This window comes from Proteus faecis (assembly GCF_030286765.1).
GTDB lineage: Bacteria > Pseudomonadota > Gammaproteobacteria > Enterobacterales > Enterobacteriaceae > Proteus > Proteus faecis.
This window is the reverse complement of the sequence record NZ_JASVWV010000016.1, coordinates 20,074-40,427: the sequence shown is the minus strand read 5'-3', so window position 1 is coordinate 40,427 and position 20,354 is coordinate 20,074. Positions and strand designations below refer to the sequence as shown.

The window sequence follows — 20,354 nt, the reverse complement described above, 5'->3', positions numbered from 1 at the left end:
TAGCTACTTGAATTTCGAGAGAAGCTTTTTTGCGGAAAAAAAGGTTGCGCGAGATTATAGTGATTTGAGCGCCTAAAAACCAGAGAAAACGTGAAAACAGGTGAGATTATCCTCATTTTTTTATGTAATACCTTTTTCTGATTAAAAAACAAACTATATAAAAAATGAATACAAAATAGAGATCTACTTTCTTAGATAGAGATGTGAATAGAATGACGCATTCATCAGAAGAAAGTGATATTCTCAACTATATTGGCGTATAACGCTCAGAATAATAAAGCTAACCCTTAAAAAAGCGGTAGGCTATCAATAACACAGATGCTGTTAGAGGAGATCCATCGTGTCTGAACTATCTACTCTATCCCCACAACCACTATGGGATATTTTTGCAAAAATTTGTTCAATTCCACATCCATCACATCATGAAGAAGCCTTAGCTTCCCATATTCTTTCTTGGGCTAGTGAAAAAGGTCTTTTTGCTCAGCGCGATGCAGTTGGCAATATTTTAATTCGTAAACCAGCAACCAAAGGCATGGAAGATCGTAAAGCCGTTGTTTTGCAAGCACACTTAGATATGGTGCCACAAAAAAATAACGACACGGTTCACGACTTCACTAAAGATCCGATTCAACCTTACATTGATGGTGAATGGATCAAAGCTAAAGGCACAACATTAGGTGCTGATAATGGTGTAGGTATGGCATCTGCATTAGCTGTTTTAGCTGATGACACTGTTAAGCACGGACCATTAGAAGTGCTACTAACTATGACTGAAGAAACAGGCATGGACGGTGCATTTGGTTTACAACCAGGTTGGTTACAAGCTGACATTCTTATCAACACAGACTCAGAAGAAGAAGGCGAAATCTACATGGGTTGCGCGGGTGGTATTGATGTTAAAACCACAGTAAGCCTTTCTTACGATGCAATGCCAGCAGGCCACATTGTTAAACAACTGGTTTTAAAAGGATTAAATGGTGGTCACTCTGGTGGTGATATCCATTTAGGCTTAGGTAACGCCAATAAATTATTAGCGCGTTTCTTAGCGGGTCATGCCGAAGAATTATCGCTGAAATTAATTGATTTTCATGGTGGTACACTGCGTAATGCGATTCCTCGTGAAGCAAACATTATTTTTGCAATTCCAGCGGATAAAGCAAACCAACTAGATGAAGTAAAAGCGAAATTTGAAGCGCTGTTAAAAACAGAATTAGCTATTGCTGAAAAAAATCTGAAAGTTGAATTAATTGATACAACAACAGATAAGAAAATTTTCACTGCAGATTGCCAAGAGCGCTTAATCAACCTACTTAATGCAATGCCAAATGGTGTTATACGTATGAGTGACGACGTTGAAGGTGTTGTTGAAACTTCATTAAACGTCGGTGTTGTTAGCATTGTTGACGATAAAGTAGAGATCTTATGCTTAATTCGCTCACTGATTGATAGCGGTAAAACCTATGTTGTTAGCATGCTAACATCATTAGCAAAACTGGCGAAAGCAGATATCGAAACCAAAGGCGGCTATCCTGGTTGGAAACCTGATGCAGACTCTCCTGTTATGCATTTAGTTCGTGACACTTACCAGCAACTGTTTGATAAAGTACCAAACATCATGGTTATCCACGCTGGTCTTGAGTGTGGTCTATTCAAAAAACCTTACCCAGATATGGATATGGTTTCTATTGGGCCAACAATCCGTGGTGCTCACTCACCAGACGAACGCGTTCACATTAAGAGCGTCGGTCAATACTGGCAATTATTAACCGCGATTTTAAAAGCAATCCCTGCTAAATAATCTCGCTTTAGCGTTAATAATGAAACCCGCTTAATTGGCGGGTTTTTTGTAACGCAACCAGCAAGAAAATAATTTATCCCTCCTTCCCCTATTTCCCTTAAAGATCATAATTTATTCCTCATATAGCCAATTTCTCAATCACTTATTTCATAATGGAATAAAAAAACAGATCTTAATAAATTAAATATATATAATGCTAATCATTATCATTAGCATTAATATTTTTAGAGTGATATTTTCATGGCTTCCGCATTTAAAGTTAAATAATAAAAAACAAAGGGTTCAATTGTGTCTAATAAAAATTGCGTTGTTAGCCTCTTTCTCGCTTTACCTCTAAGTTTACTTTCTATCCAGATCCATGCAGCCGTTACTCAAAATGTACCTGAAAAGATAATTGTTACAGCATCTCCATCACAAGATCCTCAAGCACCGGTTTCCGGCTTTGTAGCAACAAAAACATTATCAACAAATAAAACACCGACTGAAATAGAAAAAACACCGCAATCTATTAGCGTGATCACACGTGATCAAATGGATACTCAAGATGTCAGTTCTGTTTCTCAGGCGTTGCGTTATACACCGGGAGTTTTCACAGAATATCGTGGAAGTTCTAATCGTAATGATGAAGTTTTTATTCGTGGATACAGTTATGCGCCACGTTTTCTTGATGGTTTAAGCTATGGAATGGGAGCATCATCATCAACTGGCGCAATTGATCCATGGTTATTAGAACGCGTTGAAGTAGTTAGAGGACCAGCATCGGTTCTTTATGGTCAAGTAAACCCTGGTGGTCTTGTTGCAATGACAAGTAAAAGACCAACAGCATCCCCTATTCGTCACATTCAAGTACGTGTAGGCAATGATAAATTAGCAGAAACTGCTTTTGATTTTTCAGGTACATTAAGTGATGATAATCGTATACTTTATCGTCTAAACGGTATTGCCAAAACACAACATACACAAATAAAAAACTATAAAGAAGAACGTTTTGCACTTGCTCCTGCGATAACATTCTTACCTAATGAACAAACTCGCTTAACATTATTAAGTTTTATTCAACAAGAGCCTGAAGCAGGATATCGTAATTTTTTACCTGCCTATGGTACGGTTAAAAGCACTCCTGCGGGTACTATTCCCTTTAATTTTGATGTTAACAATCCCGATTACCATAAATCATGGCGCCAACAATATGGTGTAGGTTATGAGTTTGAACACGAATTTAGTGACTCACTAAAAATTGTACAAAATGCTCGATATAGCCATATTAATCAGAAATATAAATACCTTGTATTTGGATCTTTAAGAAAAGATAACCCTTATGTCCTTGAACGCCGAGCACAACAAGAGCAACGAGAAACCGATACTTTAGGAATAGATACTCGTTTACAAGCCGACTTTGCTACTGCAAAACTTGATCATACTGTGATTGCTGGTATTGATTATCAATGGAGTAAAGATCAAGATAACTTACTCCGTGCAATGGGGCCTGAGTACGATCTTGATTGGCGTGATCCTAATTATCACTATCCAATTAATATGAACTTACAAAAACCCGCAACCGATCAGCGCCAAAAACGTGATCAGATCGGTCTGTATCTACAAGATCAGCTCCAATGGAAAAACTGGATCTTACTTGCAGGCTTACGTCAAGATTGGGCTCAAGTTCGGACTCATGATTTCTTAGCTAAAAGCTATGACCAACAAGACGATCATAAATTGACGGGGCGCGTAGGGCTTTTATATTCTTTTGATAATGGCATTTCTCCTTATATTAGTTATAGCACCTCATTTGAACCTAATTTACAAACTCGTCGAGCACCAGGAAGTTCTCCTTTTGAGCCTAGCGAAGGTCGTCAATTAGAAGCAGGAATTAAATACCTCACACCAAATGAACAAACATTAGCAACACTCTCTGTTTATCAATTACAACAACGCAATGTTACCAATTACAATGCTGAAAAAGCGTATTTTGAACCGGTGGGTGAAATTAGAAATCGAGGTGTTGAAGCGCAAATTAATAGTCAATTAACTGAAAAAATTTCATTTATCAGTAGCTATGCTTATATCGATACTGAAGTCAGAAAAACCATTATTGCGGGAACACAAGGAAAAGAACTCCCTAGAGTCCCTAAACATATGGCATCTCTTTGGGGGCAATATGATGAAACATCCGGACTATTTAATGGGGCAAAAACGGGTATTGGTGTGAGATATGTGGGGGTATCTCAAGGTGATACCAAAAATACAGTCAGTGTACCAGCGGTTACTCTTTACGATGCAATGATTGGTTATTCATTAGGTAAGCTATCACCCTCTTTAAAAGGTGCTGAAATTCAGCTCAATATAAATAATATTGCGAATAAACACTATGTGGCATCTTGTGCAGGTGATACTGCATGTTTTTATGGGATTGGCAGAACAATGACAGCAACAATGAATTATCGCTGGTGATCCCGTATTAGATTAACAACATAAATGAACTGCATTAACCATAGTCTATCGATAAAGAGGCTATGGTTTTTTTAATATTTATAATGCTAAAAGAAGTTGTCGTTCTATTTGTGGATCTTGCAAAGTGACATGAAAACCGATTAATCGCACACCTCGGCCATTTCGGCGCTCATGCCATGCTTGATAGGCAATATTTATTAAATCGGCTTTTTCTAAAATAGGATGAGTATGCTCTTGTGTTGTTAATTGAAAATCATCAAATTTTAGTTTAACGCCTTGCCTTGCTATTCTTAAATCAGGTTTCACTTTTATGAGCCGCCTTTCTAATTCGTTATATAACCCATCAAGTAACACCAAGCAATCATCCCAAGAATTGATATCTGAGGCAAAAGTACGCTCAACGCCAACAGATTTTCTGAGTCTATCAGGGTTAATTTCACGCTCATCAATGCCATGACTACGTTCCCACAAATTTTGACCAAATTTCCCAAACACTTTTACCAAAGAAATAACATCGCTACGACGAATATCAGCGCAAGTTTCTAACCCCATTTCTTGCAAGCGAGCAAATGTCACCTTACCTACACCTGGTATTTTATTAAGCGGTAATTTTAAAATAAAATCATCGACTTGCTCTGGTGTAATAACAAATTGTCCATTTGGTTTATTAATATCAGAGGCAATTTTTGCAAGAAATTTAATCGGTGCAATACCAGCTGATGCAGTGAGATTTAATTCATCAAAAATTTGTTGGCGAATCTCTTGTGCTATCAACGTCGCTGAGCCGTGGCAATGCTTACTGTCAGATACATCAAGATAAGCTTCATCGAGTGAAAGAGGTTCAATAAGATGGGTATAACGAGAAAAAATTTTACGGATCGTTGCTGATGTCTCTTTATAGAGCGCCATTCTACCTGGTAAAACTTTTAAATGAGGACATAACTTCAACGCTGTTGCTGTTGACATCGCGCTACGAACACCAAAACGACGAGCTGGATAATTCGCCGTGCAGATCACTCCTCGGCTAGAAGCATTACCTCCAACCGCAATTGGGATCGCTTTTAGTGCTGGATTATCTCGCATTTCAATCGCAGCATAAAAACAATCCATATCAACATGAATAATTTTACGCATACAATCACCTCATCTTATTTACTGTTTAAATATACAGTAAATAAATATTAACTACAATTTTATTCCTTCTCATCTCCCTCTATTGAGGTGTATTTCTCATAAAACTCTGAATTAGTCTGTTTATTTATAGAAATGTCACAAAGTGATGATAGATTGTTTTTGCTCGTTGATTAATTACATTAATTTTAAGTATTGTTTTGTAACTATATATAAAACAAGGAAATAATTTTTCATGATCAAATTATTTATCGCTATTTCTCTCTTTTTTTATTCTGTAATTCTTATGGCATCTCCTAAAATTATCGCACATCGTGGTGGCACAGCTGATGCCCCTGAAAATACTGAAATTGCTATAAAAACAGCCCTTTCTAATCAAGCTGATGCAATTTGGATCACCATTCAATTATCGAAAGATAATATTCCCGTTCTTTATCGTCCAAGCGACTTAAAAAGCTTAACGAATGGACAAGGCAGTATTTCTGACTTTACTGCACAGCAACTTAAACAATGGGATGCGGGTTATAAATTTGGTGAAGCACAACAGTTTCCTTATCGAAATAAAGGCGTCACCATTCCAACATTAGATGAGATCTTAACTCAATTTCCGACAACACAGTTTTATCTTGATTTAAAATCGCCAGATGCTGATCCAACAATCCAAAGTGAAGCATTAACTACTGTGCTTCGTAAACATAACGCTCTGGATAGAACTCGCATCTACTCTACAAATACCGCATTTCTTAATGCCTTGCCGGATAATGTACAACGTTTTGAAAGCCGTGATATCACTCGTGATATTTTAGCTAATATCACCATGAACCATGTTTGCTTATTACCAGAAAGTTTAGATATTACTCGTTGGTATGGACTTGAGCTTCACCGCAAAGTAGAGGTCGTTGAGAAGTACACACTAGGTGAAGCTCGCTCAGCATCTATTCTGAGTTGGGATAAGGATGCCATGTCTTGTTTTCGTGCTGGTGGCAATGCTCATATTATTCTTTTTGGGATCAATACAGAGAAAGATTATATTCAAGCCAAAGAATTAGGTGCTGATGCAGTTATGGTTGATTCACCTGCAAATATGAAAGCATTTAGAAAAGAGTAAACGTCTAGTTTTAGCTTCGTTTTTTTAGAAAAATAAAATAAAAAAGAGTGATGTAAACAGATACACCACTCTTTTTTTATTTTTATATCTTACTTAAAGAATTCTATTTTTATTAAGCAATTCTTCTCTTGCTGCATCTTTTGCCATACGTTTTTTACGTGCATCACAAGGTTCAGGGCAATCACACTCTTTCTCTATACCCATAGCACCTAAACCGCCACAGCTACCTTGAAGGCTTTTACGTTTTACAATATAGCCTAATGCCATACCAAAGAAGGCAATCAAGAATAAGATGAAGGCAAATAAAAATATTTTTAACATAACCTTCTCTCCTTAAATTCTACTTTTTCAAGAATGGGGCGAATGCTTTACTATAACGCTCTTCAAACCCATTTTCAGTTTTCACTATCATAAAGACAGGAATATTTAACTCATTTGCTACTGCTAACCCTTTTTCAGGTCCTAAAACATTTAATCCTGTTGAAAGACCATCAGCACTCATACAACTTGGCACAATCACAGTGATAGAAGCAAGATTATGTTTAATAGGATGACCTGTTGTTGGGTCAATAGTATGAGAAAAACGGACACCGTCTTCTTCAAAATAGTTACGATAATCACCAGAAGTGGCTATTGAGTTATCACCCGGTTCAATAATTAACTGAACACTCTGCTTTGTGCCATCATTCGCCGGTTTTTCAATCGCTATACGCCAAAGCTTATCATTACCATTCACGCCTTGGGTTCTTACTTCACCACCAATATCAACCATATAGTTAGTGATATTCTGTGAAATTAAATATTCAGCCACAGCATCAACGCCATAGCCTTTAGCAATCGAAGAGAGATCAACATAAAGTTCAGGGATCTTCTTAATTAATGTATTCCCTTCAACAGCAAGGTAATCAATTCCAATCCACTGTTTACGTTTTTCTAATTCATCTTCAGATGGTTGATGCGTAAATCGGCCTTCAGGACCAAACCCCCATAAATTAACCAACGGCCCAACGGTTACATCCAAAGCACCTTCAGTTATTTTATTAATATGGATAGCTTCACTGACTACTTTTGCTGTCGCAGGTGAAACAGGAAATGGAGTATTAATTTCACGGCTTTGATTAAAACGACTAAGTTCAGAATGAGGACGATATGTTGACATTTGATCGTTAACTTCTTCAAGAATACGATCAATCTCTGTTTGTAAGACGTTTTGTGGAGGTGAGTTACTGTCAGGAATATATTTAATCGAGTAATAAGTTCCCATGGTTTCACCTTCTAATACCTGCTGCTTTTCACCACATGCAGATAATAGAACTAATGCAGACAGCATCACTATCCAGTTTATCATCTTTCTTTTTAACATAACTCTCTCTTCTGATCATGAGCGCCCACATAAGTGGGCGCTTGTCATTTCATTCATTTATGCTTTATACCAAGAGAGGATCAACCCCCAAAGTCATCCAGCATAATGTTTTCATCTTCAACGCCTAAATCTTTGAGCATTTTAATAACTGCTGCGTTCATCACTGGCGGTCCACACATATAGAATTCACAATCTTCTGGTGCTGGATGATTCTTGAGGTAGTTCTCAAACAACACATTGTGAATAAATCCAGTATAGCCAGTCCAATTATCTTCAGGCAATGCATCTGAAAGCGCGACATGCCATGTGAAGTTTTCGTTTTCTTTTGCAAGCATATCGAAATCTTCAGTGTAAAACATTTCACGAACAGAACGCGCACCATACCAGAAGCTAATTTTACGTTTAGAATGTAAGCGCTTTAATTGGTCGAAGATATGTGAGCGCATTGGCGCCATACCCGCACCACCACCAATAAAGATCATCTCAGCATCAGTTTCCTTGGCAAAGAATTCACCAAATGGCCCTGAAATTGTCACCTTATCACCCGGTTTTAACGACCAAATATACGATGACATAATTCCTGGTGGCACATCAGGATTACGTGGCGGAGGTGTTGCAATACGCACGTTTAGCATGATAATGCCATGCTCTTCAGGGTAGTTCGCCATTGAATAAGCACGTACTGTAGTTTCTTTAACTTCAGAAACATAACGGAACAAATTAAATTTATCCCAATCTTCACGATACTCTTCTGGTACATCAAAATCTTCATAACGTACCGTATGAGGAGGACATTCGATTTGAATAAATCCACCTGCACGGAAAGGTACAACCTCACCTTCAGGGATTTTTAACACCAATTCTTTAATGAAAGTGGCTTTATTATCATTTGAGATAACTTCACACTCCCACTTTTTAACACCAAAGATTTCTTCCGGTAATTCTAATTTCAAGTTGTTTTTTACGTTTACCTGACACGCTAAACGACAACCTTCTTTAGCTTCACGTTTGTTAATATGTGAAAGTTCTGTCGGTAAAATATCACCGCCACCTTCCAGCACTTTAACGCGACACTGACCACAAGAGCCACCACCACCGCAAGCTGATGAAATAAAAATACCTTCGTTTGATAATACGTTAAGTAATTTATCACCTGCTGGTGCATTAAAACTTTTGTCTGGGTCTCCATTGACCTCAACAGAAATATCCCCTGTATTGACCAGTTTTGATTTTGCGAACAAAATCAACGCTGTTAATACCAATACAATCAGGGTAAACATCACGACACCTAGAATAATTATATCCATGAGTTCTTCTCACCCTTTATAGCTGAACACCAGAGAAGGACATGAAACCTAATGCCATCAACCCTGTGGTGACAAAAGTAACGCCTAACCCTTTCATACCTGCCGGTACATCCGCGTACTTCATTTTCTCACGGATAGAAGCCAGTAATACGATGGCTAACATCCAACCAATTCCGGAGCCGAAACCGTAAACAATAGACTCGCTAAAGTTATAGTCACGTTGTGCCATAAATGACACACCACCAAAGATGGCACAGTTAACGGTAATAAGAGGCAAGAAGATCCCTAGTGCGTTATACAGCGCTGGGAAATAACGGTCTAAAATCATTTCTAGGATTTGTACCAGTGCTGCAATCACACCGATGAAAGTAATAAAGTTTAAGAAACTTAAATCAACACCTTCCATCAATGCATTATCACGTAACACATAGTTGTAAACCAAGTTATTCAACGGTACAGAAAGACCTAGAACAACGGTAACAGCGATACCTAATCCAAAAGCTGTTTTTACGTTTTTAGAAACAGCAAGAAATGTACACATCCCTAAGAAGAATGCGAGCGCCATATTCTCAATAAAAACAGCACGAACAAACAGGCTTATATAATGTTCCATGGCGATTAGTCCTCTTCAACCTGTGCAGGTTTTAATGTACGTAATCCCCAAATTAGCAAGCCAATGATAAAGAACGCACTTGGAGCTAACAGGAATAAACCATTAGGCTGATACCAGCCACCATTCTGAATAGATTCCATTACGGTAATGCCGAATAATTTACCTGAACCAAAGAGTTCACGTAGAAAACCAACAAGGATCAAGATAACGCCATACCCTAAGCCGTTACCAATACCATCCATAAAACTTTCAATAGGAGGTGATTTCATTGCATAAGCTTCAGCACGCCCCATTACAATACAGTTAGTAATGATAAGACCAACGAAAACAGAGAGTTGCTTAGAAATCTCATAGGCATAAGCTTGTAAAACTTGGTCAACAACGATAACTAATGAAGCAATGATCGCCATTTGAACAATAATACGAACGCTACTTGGTATGTAATTACGGATCAGTGAGATAAAAAAGTTTGAAAATGCAGTAACTAAAGTCACCGCAATTGTCATCACTAATGCAGTTTCAAGTTTTGTTGTTACCGCCAATGCAGAACACACACCTAACACCTGTAAGGCAATCGGGTTGTTATCTAACAATGGCCCAAGTAAAACTCGTTTAATTTCTTTTGTATCAGCCATTGATCTCTCCTTCACGAACTTTTTTCAGGAATGGACCGAAACCTTTTTCACCTAACCAGAAATCGAACATATGCTGGATACCATTTGAGGTCAATGTTGCGCCAGAAAGCCCATCAATACCATAAGGGCTGTCAGATGCGCCACCACGCACAATTTTAATCGCGGGAATACCTTCTTCAGTCAGTAAACGCTTACCTTTCCATTGTGCTTTCCACTGTGGGTTATCAACTTCACCGCCTAACCCTGGTGTTTCACCATGTGAATAATAAGTAATCCCTTTCGCTGTTACTCCATCAATATCTACAGCTACGAAAGCGTACATGACAGACCATAAACCTGAACCATATACAGGTAGCACAACTTCCGTTGTTTTACCTTGAGCATCGAGAACGAAGTAAACTTCAGCGGTATTGGCACGACGACGAATTTTAGCAATATCTTCAGCGGGTGATAACGCAATAGATGTCTCATCACTACGCAATTCAGCATTTAAATCAAAATTGCCTTTACTATCAGTCAGCTCACCGGTCTGAAAATTAACAATTTTTGCTTTAATTCGAGTGTCATACACTTTAAGTACATCTGTCGCACTCATTTTAGGTACGAGCAGACCCGCAACATCAAGAATATTACGTTGTTTATCAAGAAGTTTCTGTTCTTCTTGTTTAGACTTCAGTCCAACAGCAGCTCCTGCTACTACCACAGAACACACAAGACATAGAATAAATACAACGAGGAACGTTCTTGCGACGCTATCTTTGTTTTTCTCTTTAGCCACGAGCTTTTCTCCGCTTAATATTCGCCTGAACAACCACGTAATCGAACAGTGGTGCAAATAAGTTTGCGAATAAGATTGCCAGCATCATACCTTCTGGGTAAGCCGGATTGACGACACGAATAAGCACAGCCATTACGCCAATCAAAATACCGTAAGCCCATTTACCTTTATCGGTGAACGATGCAGATACTGGATCGGTTGCCATAAACATCATACCGAAAGCAAAACCACCTAATACTAAGTGCCAGTGCCAAGGCATTGAGAAGAGAGGATTGGTATCTGAACCGATAAAATTAAATAGGTATGACATTACAATCATGCCCACCATTACCCCAGCAACAATACGCCATGAAGCAATGCGAGCAAAAAGAATGACAGCACCACCGATTAAAATCATCAGTGTTGAAACTTCACCGATTGACCCTGGAATATATCCAAGGAAAGCATCCATCCAAGAGATAGGTTGTTGAGTGACGGTATTTAATAATGCACTTTCACCCGATACAGACCATTGTGATAATGGTGTCGCACCAGAGAAGCCATCTGCCGCAGTCCAAACTAGATCACCTGAAATTTGAGCAGGATAAGCAAAGAACAGGAATGCACGACCTGCTAATGCTGGGTTTAAGAAGTTACGCCCTGTACCACCAAAGATTTCTTTTGCAATAACAACACCAAACGTAATACCTAATGCAGCCTGCCAAAGTGGTAATGTTGGCGGTACAATCAAGGCAAATAAGATTGATGTAACAAAGAAACCTTCGTTAATTTCATGACCACGAATAAAGGCAAAAAGAACTTCCCAAAATCCACCAACCACAAAAACAACAAGATAAATAGGTAAAAAGTAAGTTGCACCAAGTAGCATCTTACTTGCCCATCCAGCATCTGTTGTTAATGATGCGCCAAGGAATTCAGCAAGACGATAGTGCCAATCTGAAGCAATTATTTGCTGTAATTCAGCACCGCTATATAACTGATTAAGTGCAGGGATCGCTTGATGACCGACATTATACATTCCCCAAAACATTGCTGGGAAAACGGACAACCAAACTAAGATCATCATGCGTTTTAGGTCAATAGTGTCACGAACATGCCCACCATTACGCGTGACAGTACCTGGCGTATAAAATACCGTGGTAACTGCTTCATAAAGCACATACCATTTGGCTAATTTGCCACCGGGCTCAAAATGGTGCTCTACTTTTTCAAATAAATTTTTCAAACCCATGAGTTACCCTTCCTGCTCAATTTTGGTCAATACTTGGCGCAGTGCTGGGCCATACTCATATTTGCTTGGGCAAACATAAGTACATAATCCCAAATCTTCTTCATCCAACTCCAAGCAACCTAAAGCTTGAGAACTGTCTGTATCACCTACAAGTAAATCACGTAATAAATGCGTTGCCATAATGTCTAAAGGCATTACTCGCTCATAGTTACCAATTGGTACCATCGAACGTTCACCACCATTCATTGTGGTTGTAAATGCAAAGCGTTTATTTTTTAAGAAGTGACCGATAGTCGTACGAGTGATAGAAAATTTATCGCAACCCGGCATCCCCCAACCAAATAACTCTTTATCACGACCTTCACGTAATATAGAAACTTGGTTATGGAAACGACCTAAATAGTGATGAGCCTCATCAGATTTCCATCCCCATAATACAGAGCCAGAAATAATGCGATTCTCACCATCAACTAATTGATCTTTAGTTAACTCATAGAGATCAGCCCCTAAACGAGTACGCACTAAACGAGGTGCTTTTACTTGAGGGCCAGCTAATGCAACAACACGTTCTGTATATAAAGAACCTGTTGTAAACAGATAACCAATAGCAATGACATCTTGATAATTTAAATGCCAAACCATTTTCTTAGCACTCACAGGTTCTAAGAAATGGATATGCGTACCAACTAATCCAGCAGGATGTGGACCCACAAATTGGTTATAGCTAATTTGTCCGTCATTTAATTTTGTCGGTGATTTTTCACCATGACAAACATAAATTTTGCCTTCAGTTAAACGAGTTAAAACAACAAGGCCATCATTAAATGCCTTCTCATTTTGCTCAATAATAACCATAGGATCTGCTGCAAGCGGATTTGTATCCATCGCAGAGACAAAAATGGCGACAGGTGTTGTGCCTAAATGCGGAGTACGACTATAAGGACGAGTCCTTAACGCAGCCCACATCCCCGAATTAACAAGATTAGTTTCGACTTGTTCGCGGGTCAGGTCTGAAAGCGTTGAGCTATCATAACGGTTAAAGGTGATTTCTTCATCGCCATCAATTTCGATAACGATAGATTGGAACACACGACGTTCGCCGCGGTTAATTTCAACGACTTTACCACAAGCAGGGCTGGTGAAAACAACACCGGGATTCTTTTTATCTTCAAAAAGAATTTGCCCTTTTTTTACATGCTCACCTTCCGAAACCATCATAGAAGGACGCATACCGACATATTCTTCACCTAGCAATGCTACGCGTCGAATAGCGGGTCCGTCTTCTATCACTTGGGCAGGCGCTCCTGCAATTGGGAGGTCGAGTCCTTTTTTAATTTTAATCATAAGATTTGCACAAGTTTATCAGTTAAACCCTAAGCTACAAATTCACCCCGAAAATGTAGCGACTCTGTAATAAAAACATCTTAAGGTGTTTTTGAACCCTAAGTTATTTATCTCCGATAATTGTTACTATTTTCTCTTATTCCGCCGAACTGAATTTTATCATCTCAGCCTAAGCCTGTCTGACTATTCGAGTGATTTAGCTCAAGCAAATGGGAATATTATTTTGACTGAAACGTTAACAACTCGTATAAACCGAATTAAAATATCATCTTTTTCGACTAGCGATTAAATTTCACACAGAATATTTTGTAAAAGAAAAGAAACTATATCAGATTTTAATTTACAATTTTATTGCTTCATAGCAATCTACTATCTACTTTATCAACAAATTTTAAGCTATTTTTCTGATAAAACCATGACCAGTCACGCAAAACAACTAATCAGTTTTTTAACATTAATGTTAATTCCTTTATTAGTTAACGCTGAAAATAATTCAAGTTTTCTAATGAAACCTGTTAAAAAAAGTACAGGTCAACCTATCTATATTCAAATTTTCAAAGAAGAAAGTTTGCTTGAACTGTATACGGAAAAATTAGATGGGCAATTAGAAAAAGTACGTACCTACCCTATTTGTAGCTATTCTGGGGGACTTGGACCTAAAAAGTTTCAAGGTGATTTAAAAAGTCCGGAAGGTTTTTATCAGGTTAATTTCTCACAATTAAATCCGAACAGTCGATTTTACCGAGCTATTAACCTGGGATTTCCTAATCAATATGATAAATCCAAAGGATACACTGGCGATTTTTTAATGATCCACGGCGCATGTAAATCAGTTGGTTGCTATGCAATGACAGATCCGGTGATGGATGAAATTTATCAGTATGCTGAATTGGCGCTACAAAAAGGTCAATCTACGATTAATATTCATATTTTTCCATTTAAAATGACTGCCGAAAATATGAAAAAACATCAGTATTCAAAAGATATGGATTTCTGGCAACAACTTATGCCAGCCTACCAATATGTTGAAGAATACAAACAAATCCCATCTATTACTGTTCAAAATGGGCGTTATTTCGTTAATAGCACTTTGGCTTCACCTAATAGTGTAAGTCCCGTACTTAACTTATCACAAAATAGTGAAAACAAATGGTTAGAGAATACGCACACCACGATCAAATAAGACAAACTCACCTTCGGGAATACGTTGCCAAGATTCATTCCCAGTCAATGGTAATGTTGAAATCACTGAAACGACATCATCAGATTGTGTGTGTTGTTGAAAATCGATTTCTACATCTTGATCAAGTAATTTGGCTTTGCCGAAAGGCGCTTTACGCGTGATCCAGTGTAAATTTGTTGAACAATATGCCATCACAAATCGACCATCTGACAACAGCATATTAAAAACCCCTTTTTGCTTTAATTGAGAGGCTAAAACAGCGATAAAACGGAATACAGCAGGCCAATTCACAGGGGTTCGTTTATAACGATTCTCGAGTTGATTTAAGATCCAGCAAAAAGCTTTTTCACTATCCGTCTGCCCTATGGCTCTAAAACGACCCGTATCAAGAGATTGATAACCTTTTAGTTGACCATTATGCGCATAAGTCCAATTTTTTCCCCATAATTCACGGGTAAAAGGATGGGTATTTTCTAAAGAGACATTCCCTCGATTCGCTTGACGAATATGAGCTATCACCGCCTCTGATTTAATAGGATATTCTTGCACGAAGCGAGCGACTGGCGAAATTGCGCTAGCTTGAGGATCTTTAAATATACGACATCCTAATCCTTCGTAGAAAGTAATTCCCCAACCATCTTTATGAGGTCCTGTCTTACCACCTCTTGGAATTAATCCACTTAGACTGAAATTAATATCTGTCGGTACATTTGCACTCATGCCTAACAATTCACACATCGCTCACTCCTTCTTGCCGATGTTTATTGCTAATTTATAGCAATATCAACAAATTATTTTTCCATTTCTTTTTCAATTAATTGGATCAGAATATGGATAACTTTAATATGAATTTCTTGGATACGATCAGCATAACCAAAATGAGGTACACGAATTTCAACATCAGCTGTACCGTCCATTTTTCCGCCGTCTTTACCGGTTAGCGTAATGACTTTCATGCCTTTCTCACGCGCAGCACTAATTGCTTTGATGATATTGCCTGAATTACCTGAGGTTGAAATACCTAGCAGAACATCACCTTCTTTACCTACAGCTTCAACATAACGAGAGAAGATATATTCATAGCCAAAATCATTACTTACACATGAGATATGGCTTACATCTGAGATAGCAATAGCAGGATAACCAGGACGATTTTCGCGGTAGCGTCCAGTTAATTCTTCTGCAAAATGCATTGCATCGCAATGAGAGCCACCATTACCGCAAGATAATACTTTACCTCCGGCTTTAAAAGAATCGGCTAATAACACTGCAGCTTTTTGAATAGCTTCAATATTTACATCATCTTGAAGAAAACGAGAAAGCGTATCTGCTGCTTCAGTTAATTCACCACGGATAAGATCTTGGTACATAGGATTTTTACTCCAGAAAGGGTAATCGAAATTTTCTGTTTCTCAGTGTAACGGATTAAATGTCATGAAAGAAGATACCTATGATCGACAAATGCTAACTTCTCTCATTTACGAATAAATTGTGAGCTATATTGTAATTAGAATGTAAATATATTGATAAAAGTTGGTGACTGAATTAGATCTAAATAACAAACAACAGGTCTGACCTCTGATCTCTTGGCAAATGCAGGAGTTTATTATGACACTACTCAGTATCGTACTTTTTATTGTTCTTATTGGCGTACTTAGTTATCGCAAATTCAGTATCACAGTAAGTAGTCTTGCGCTTATTGCTTATACATTCGTTATGGGTCTCGCCAATATTTGGAGTTATTGGTTACTCCTTCCCGTTGCATTGGTTTTATTACCCTTTACTATCCCTTCTATTCGTAGAGCCTATATCTCAGTACCGGCACTTAAAGCATTTCAAAAAGTCATGCCTTCTATGTCTAAAACAGAACAAGAAGCTATTGATGCAGGAACAACATGGTGGGAAGGTGAGCTTTTCCGTGGTGCTCCCGACTGGAAACAACTTCATAATTACCCTAAACCACAGCTAACAGCTGAAGAGCAAGCTTTCCTTGATGGACCGGTTGAAGAAGTTTGTCGCATGACAAATGACTTTCAGATCACTCATGAGTTAGCTGATTTACCTCCTGAAATTTGGCAATACCTTAAAGATCATCGCTTCTTCGCGATGATCATTAAAAAAGAGTACGGCGGGTTAGAGTTTTCAGCCTACGCTCAGTCACGCGTATTACAAAAATTATCGGGAGTGTCTGGCATTTTAGCCATTACCGTTGGTGTACCTAACTCTTTAGGCCCCGGTGAACTACTGCAACACTACGGCACTGATGAACAGAAAAAACGCTATTTACCAGGTTTAGCCAAAGGGGATGAAATTCCTTGCTTTGCCTTAACAAGCCCTGAAGCTGGCTCCGATGCTGGCGCTATCCCTGATAGTGGAGTTGTATGTATGGGAGAATGGCAAGGTGAGCAAGTACTTGGCCTTCGTTTAACATGGAACAAACGCTATATCACGCTTGCTCCTATCGCGACTGTATTAGGATTAGCATTTAAATTACGTGATCCTGACCACCTATTAAGCAATGATGAAAACCCAGGTATTACCTGCGCGTTAATTCCAACTAATGTCAAAGGTGTTGAAATCGGCCATCGCCATTTCCCATTAAACGTACCATTTATGAATGGACCGACTCGTGGTAAAGATGTTTTTGTTCCTATCGATTACATTATTGGTGGACCAAAAATGGCAGGACAAGGATGGAGAATGCTAGTGGAATGTCTCTCTGTCGGACGCGGCATAACATTACCATCAAACTCTACCGGTGGATTAAAAAGTGCAGCTATGGCAACAGGGGCTTATTCTCGTGTCCGTCGTCAATTCAAAATTCCTATTGGTAAAATGGAAGGTATTGAAGAGCCATTAGCTCGCCTTGCTGGAAATGCTTATCTCTTAGATGCTGCATCCACCTTAATTACTACAGGTATTATGTTAGGTGAAAAACCTGCCGTATTATCCGCCATAGTCAAATATCATTGTACTCATAGAGCGCAACGAGGGATTATCGATGCAATGGATATTGTTGGAGGTAAAGGGATCTGTCTTGGCCCTTCAAACTTTGTTGCTCGCTCTTACCAAGGCTCCCCTATTGCGGTCACTGTTGAAGGTGCCAATATTTTAACTCGTAGTATGATAATTTATGGTCAAGGTGCTATCCGTTGCCATCCTTATGTATTAGATGAAATTGCTGCTGCACGAGACAATAACCTACATGATTTTGACCGTGCTTTATTTGGTCATATCGGTCATGTAATAAGTAATACTCTGCGTAGTTTATGGTTGGGTATCACTAATGGTCGATTAAGTAATTCCCCCACTAATGATGAAACCCGTCGTTATTATCAACAAATTAACCGTTTGAGTGCCAATATGGCGCTATTATCTGATGTTTCAATGGGCGTTTTAGGTGGAAGTTTAAAACGTCGTGAGCGTATTTCAGCACGTTTAGGTGACATATTAAGTCATATATTCCTCGCATCAGCCACACTAAAGCGTTATGAAGATGAAGGTCGCCATACCGCAGATTTACCTCTCGTGCATTGGAGCGTAAAAGAGTGTTTATACCAAGCTGAAAATGCAATTGATGAACTGTTGCGCAATTTTCCAAGCCGTGTCATCGCAGGCTCGATGCGTGCAATTATTTTCCCTCTGGGTAAAGCTCAAAAATTACCATCAGATAAATTAGATAGCAAAGTCGCGCAACTAATCCAACAACCGTCTGAAACTCGTGATCGAATTGGTAGAGGTCAATACTTAACACCTAGTGAACATAATCCGCATGGCTTAATGGAAGAAGCACTACTGGATATCTTAGCCGCAGAGCCTATTTTCGACCGAATTTGTCGACTTTATGAGAAGAAGTTTAGCTTTACTCAATTAGATAAATTAGCGGACAAAGCACTAGCAGATAAACGAGTAACCCAAGAAGAAGCTGATATCTTACGTAAAGCAGAGCAGAGTCGCTTACGCAGTATCAATGTTGATGAGTTTGACTTTGATGCATTGGCGGTGCCTGCAAAAAAGCCGAAAGCTGACCTAATCAAAACAGACAAAGCCGCTTAACAACAGATATAAAGGGAAAGGTTTCCTCTGATAAAACACAAACACCTCATCACTTTTAGTCATGAGGTGTTTTTACACAAGCCAAATTATTGAGAAGCAAAAAATGAATTAGAGATCTAACTCTAATGCTAATAACTCTTCTATTGTTTGACGACGACGAATTAATTGAGGAACACCCTCTGTTATCAATACTTCAGGAATAAGTGGTCGACTATTATAATTTGATGACATTGAAGCACCATAAGCCCCTGTATCATGAATAACTAAATAATCACCTACCTGTGCTTGAGGCAATAAACGAGGAACAACCATACCGCCCTCTTGCTGAGTAAAAACATCGCCAGACTCACACAAAGGACCAGCCACAATTGTCTCTTGTAATTCTGTCATTGGTTTAATTTGACCATGGTTATCTAAAACTGAAATTTGATGGTAACTGCCATACATTGCAGGACGCATTAAATCACTAAATCCAGCATCCACCAGCACATAGTGACGGCTTCCCATTGATTTAACAGCTCTCACTTGTGAAATCAATACACCTGATTCAGCCACTAAGAAACGACCTGGTTCTATTTCAAGCTCAATAGCATGCCCTAAATGTTGTGCGATACGTTGACGTGCTTTATCCCATAAAGAAAAATAGTGTTCTAAATCTACTGTTGCCTCCCCCTCTTGATACGGCGTTGATAATCCACCACCTGCCGAAATAGCTTGAATATCAACTTGAGAGGTAAGCACTTGCGCTACCATCGCATCACAGACACTAGAAAGATGTTGATAATCAACACCTGAGCCAATATGCATATGAAAACCAACTAGCGTTAGATTGTATTGTTGGATCACTGCTAATGCTTCAGGCACATCTTCATACCAAATACCATGCTTACTATTTTCACCACCTGTATTGGTTTTTTGGCTATGCCCATGCCCAAATCCAGGATTAATTCTTATCCAAACCGCATGACCTTGATTGCGTTCTCCTAATTGACGCAACATATCAATAGAACCTGCATTAACAGGAATATCTAACTCAACAACACGTTCAATGGTTCTTTCATCAAGCAAATCAGCAGTAAAAACAATTTCACTTTTTTCTCTGCCACCTTGATAACCCGCGACTAAAGCACGTTCAATCTCCCCTAATGAAACAGAATCAACTTTCACACCCTGTGCTTTCATTAAACGTAAGATATGAATATTGGAACACGCTTTTTGAGCAAAGCGAACCACATCAAAAGAGTTAAGCTGGGCAATACGCTGAGAAATTGTATCGCCTTGATAAATCCATAATGGCGTTCCATAAGTTTGTGCTAATTGGTATTGAGCCATAGTTATTGATGTTGTCATGTTATC

At 38.7% G+C, this 20,354-nt stretch carries 17 protein-coding genes; 5 read left to right on the top strand and 12 right to left on the bottom strand.

Features of this window, described 5'->3' with window-relative positions; genetic code table 11:
• The first annotated feature begins 340 nt into the window (after window positions 1-340).
• Both pepD and QSH13_RS16115 read left to right on the top strand, forming a co-directional pair.
• Window positions 341-1,798: a beta-Ala-His dipeptidase gene (gene pepD / locus QSH13_RS16120; protein ID WP_196544631.1), complete on the top strand. Its 1,458-nt coding sequence runs from the start codon at window positions 341-343 to the stop codon at window positions 1,796-1,798.
• Between the two features lie 288 nt (window positions 1,799-2,086).
• Window positions 2,087-4,249 (top strand): TonB-dependent siderophore receptor, encoded by a 2,163-nt coding sequence (locus QSH13_RS16115; RefSeq protein ID WP_109396323.1) that lies wholly within the window; start codon window positions 2,087-2,089, stop codon window positions 4,247-4,249.
• 78 nt (window positions 4,250-4,327) lie between these two features.
• On the opposite strand, the gene dinB is transcribed toward QSH13_RS16115, so the two are convergent.
• On the bottom strand, window positions 4,328-5,383 hold the full coding sequence (dinB, locus tag QSH13_RS16110) for a DNA polymerase IV (RefSeq protein ID WP_109407149.1): 1,056 nt from the start codon (window positions 5,381-5,383) through the stop codon (window positions 4,328-4,330).
• Between the two features lie 232 nt (window positions 5,384-5,615).
• Here dinB and QSH13_RS16105 point away from each other — a divergent pair, with 232 nt between their 5' ends.
• Entirely contained in the window at window positions 5,616-6,488 is an 873-nt protein-coding gene (locus tag QSH13_RS16105) for a glycerophosphodiester phosphodiesterase family protein (RefSeq protein WP_286039363.1), read from the top strand.
• A gap of 93 nt (window positions 6,489-6,581) precedes the next feature.
• Here the strand turns inward: QSH13_RS16105 and nqrM are convergent, their stop codons facing one another.
• The 8 genes from nqrM to QSH13_RS16065 all read right to left on the bottom strand — a co-directional run bounded on the left by nqrM (window position 6,582) and on the right by QSH13_RS16065 (window position 13,759).
• The gene (gene nqrM / locus QSH13_RS16100; protein WP_023580998.1) at window positions 6,582-6,809 is read right to left on the bottom strand and encodes a (Na+)-NQR maturation NqrM; all 228 of its coding nucleotides are present in this window, start codon (window positions 6,807-6,809) and stop codon (window positions 6,582-6,584) included.
• 19 nt (window positions 6,810-6,828) lie between these two features.
• Window positions 6,829-7,851 carry an FAD:protein FMN transferase gene (locus QSH13_RS16095; protein WP_109396326.1) on the bottom strand — a complete coding sequence of 341 codons (1,023 nt, stop codon included), beginning with the start codon at window positions 7,849-7,851 and terminating at the stop codon, window positions 6,829-6,831.
• An 80-nt stretch (window positions 7,852-7,931) separates the two neighbouring features.
• Window positions 7,932-9,158: an NADH:ubiquinone reductase (Na(+)-transporting) subunit F gene (gene nqrF / locus QSH13_RS16090; protein ID WP_072063525.1), complete on the bottom strand. Its 1,227-nt coding sequence runs from the start codon at window positions 9,156-9,158 to the stop codon at window positions 7,932-7,934.
• Window positions 9,159-9,174: 16 nt separating this feature from the next.
• Window positions 9,175-9,771 carry an NADH:ubiquinone reductase (Na(+)-transporting) subunit E gene (gene nqrE, locus QSH13_RS16085; RefSeq protein ID WP_006534792.1) on the bottom strand — a complete coding sequence of 199 codons (597 nt, stop codon included), beginning with the start codon at window positions 9,769-9,771 and terminating at the stop codon, window positions 9,175-9,177.
• Window positions 9,772-9,776: 5 nt separating this feature from the next.
• The gene (locus QSH13_RS16080; protein WP_004244801.1) at window positions 9,777-10,406 is read right to left on the bottom strand and encodes an NADH:ubiquinone reductase (Na(+)-transporting) subunit D; all 630 of its coding nucleotides are present in this window, start codon (window positions 10,404-10,406) and stop codon (window positions 9,777-9,779) included.
• Window positions 10,399-11,184, bottom strand: coding sequence for a Na(+)-translocating NADH-quinone reductase subunit C (locus QSH13_RS16075; RefSeq protein WP_006534795.1), 786 nt, complete (start codon window positions 11,182-11,184; stop codon window positions 10,399-10,401). The genes QSH13_RS16080 and QSH13_RS16075 overlap by 8 nt, the downstream gene beginning before the upstream one ends.
• Complete coding sequence (locus QSH13_RS16070) at window positions 11,177-12,415, bottom strand: NADH:ubiquinone reductase (Na(+)-transporting) subunit B (protein WP_109396327.1); 1,239 nt, start codon at window positions 12,413-12,415, stop codon at window positions 11,177-11,179. Before QSH13_RS16070 ends, QSH13_RS16075 begins: the two co-directional genes overlap by 8 nt.
• A 3-nt stretch (window positions 12,416-12,418) precedes the next feature.
• The gene (locus tag QSH13_RS16065) at window positions 12,419-13,759 is read right to left on the bottom strand and encodes a Na(+)-translocating NADH-quinone reductase subunit A (RefSeq protein ID WP_109396328.1); all 1,341 of its coding nucleotides are present in this window, start codon (window positions 13,757-13,759) and stop codon (window positions 12,419-12,421) included.
• Between the two features lie 415 nt (window positions 13,760-14,174).
• On the opposite strand from QSH13_RS16065, the gene QSH13_RS16060 reads away from it, so the two are divergent.
• Complete coding sequence (locus QSH13_RS16060; protein WP_286039362.1) at window positions 14,175-14,942, top strand: L,D-transpeptidase family protein; 768 nt, start codon at window positions 14,175-14,177, stop codon at window positions 14,940-14,942.
• Here QSH13_RS16060 and QSH13_RS16055 read toward each other — a convergent pair.
• Together QSH13_RS16055 and lpcA are read right to left on the bottom strand one after the other, a co-directional pair.
• Window positions 14,913-15,680 (bottom strand): class II glutamine amidotransferase, encoded by a 768-nt coding sequence (locus QSH13_RS16055; RefSeq protein WP_286039361.1) that lies wholly within the window; start codon window positions 15,678-15,680, stop codon window positions 14,913-14,915. The two genes, QSH13_RS16060 and QSH13_RS16055, sit on opposite strands and share 30 nt — an antisense overlap.
• Window positions 15,681-15,733: 53 nt before the next feature.
• Entirely contained in the window at window positions 15,734-16,312 is a 579-nt protein-coding gene (gene lpcA, locus QSH13_RS16050; protein ID WP_109396331.1) for a D-sedoheptulose 7-phosphate isomerase, read from the bottom strand.
• 238 nt (window positions 16,313-16,550) lie between these two features.
• Between lpcA and fadE the strand changes: the two genes are divergently transcribed.
• On the top strand, window positions 16,551-18,998 hold the full coding sequence (gene fadE, locus QSH13_RS16045; RefSeq protein ID WP_109396332.1) for an acyl-CoA dehydrogenase FadE: 2,448 nt from the start codon (window positions 16,551-16,553) through the stop codon (window positions 18,996-18,998).
• Window positions 18,999-19,106: 108 nt separating this feature from the next.
• Here the strand turns inward: fadE and lysA are convergent, their stop codons facing one another.
• Window positions 19,107-20,348 carry a diaminopimelate decarboxylase gene (gene lysA, locus QSH13_RS16040; protein WP_109396333.1) on the bottom strand — a complete coding sequence of 414 codons (1,242 nt, stop codon included), beginning with the start codon at window positions 20,346-20,348 and terminating at the stop codon, window positions 19,107-19,109.
• Window positions 20,349-20,354 lie beyond the last annotated feature (6 nt).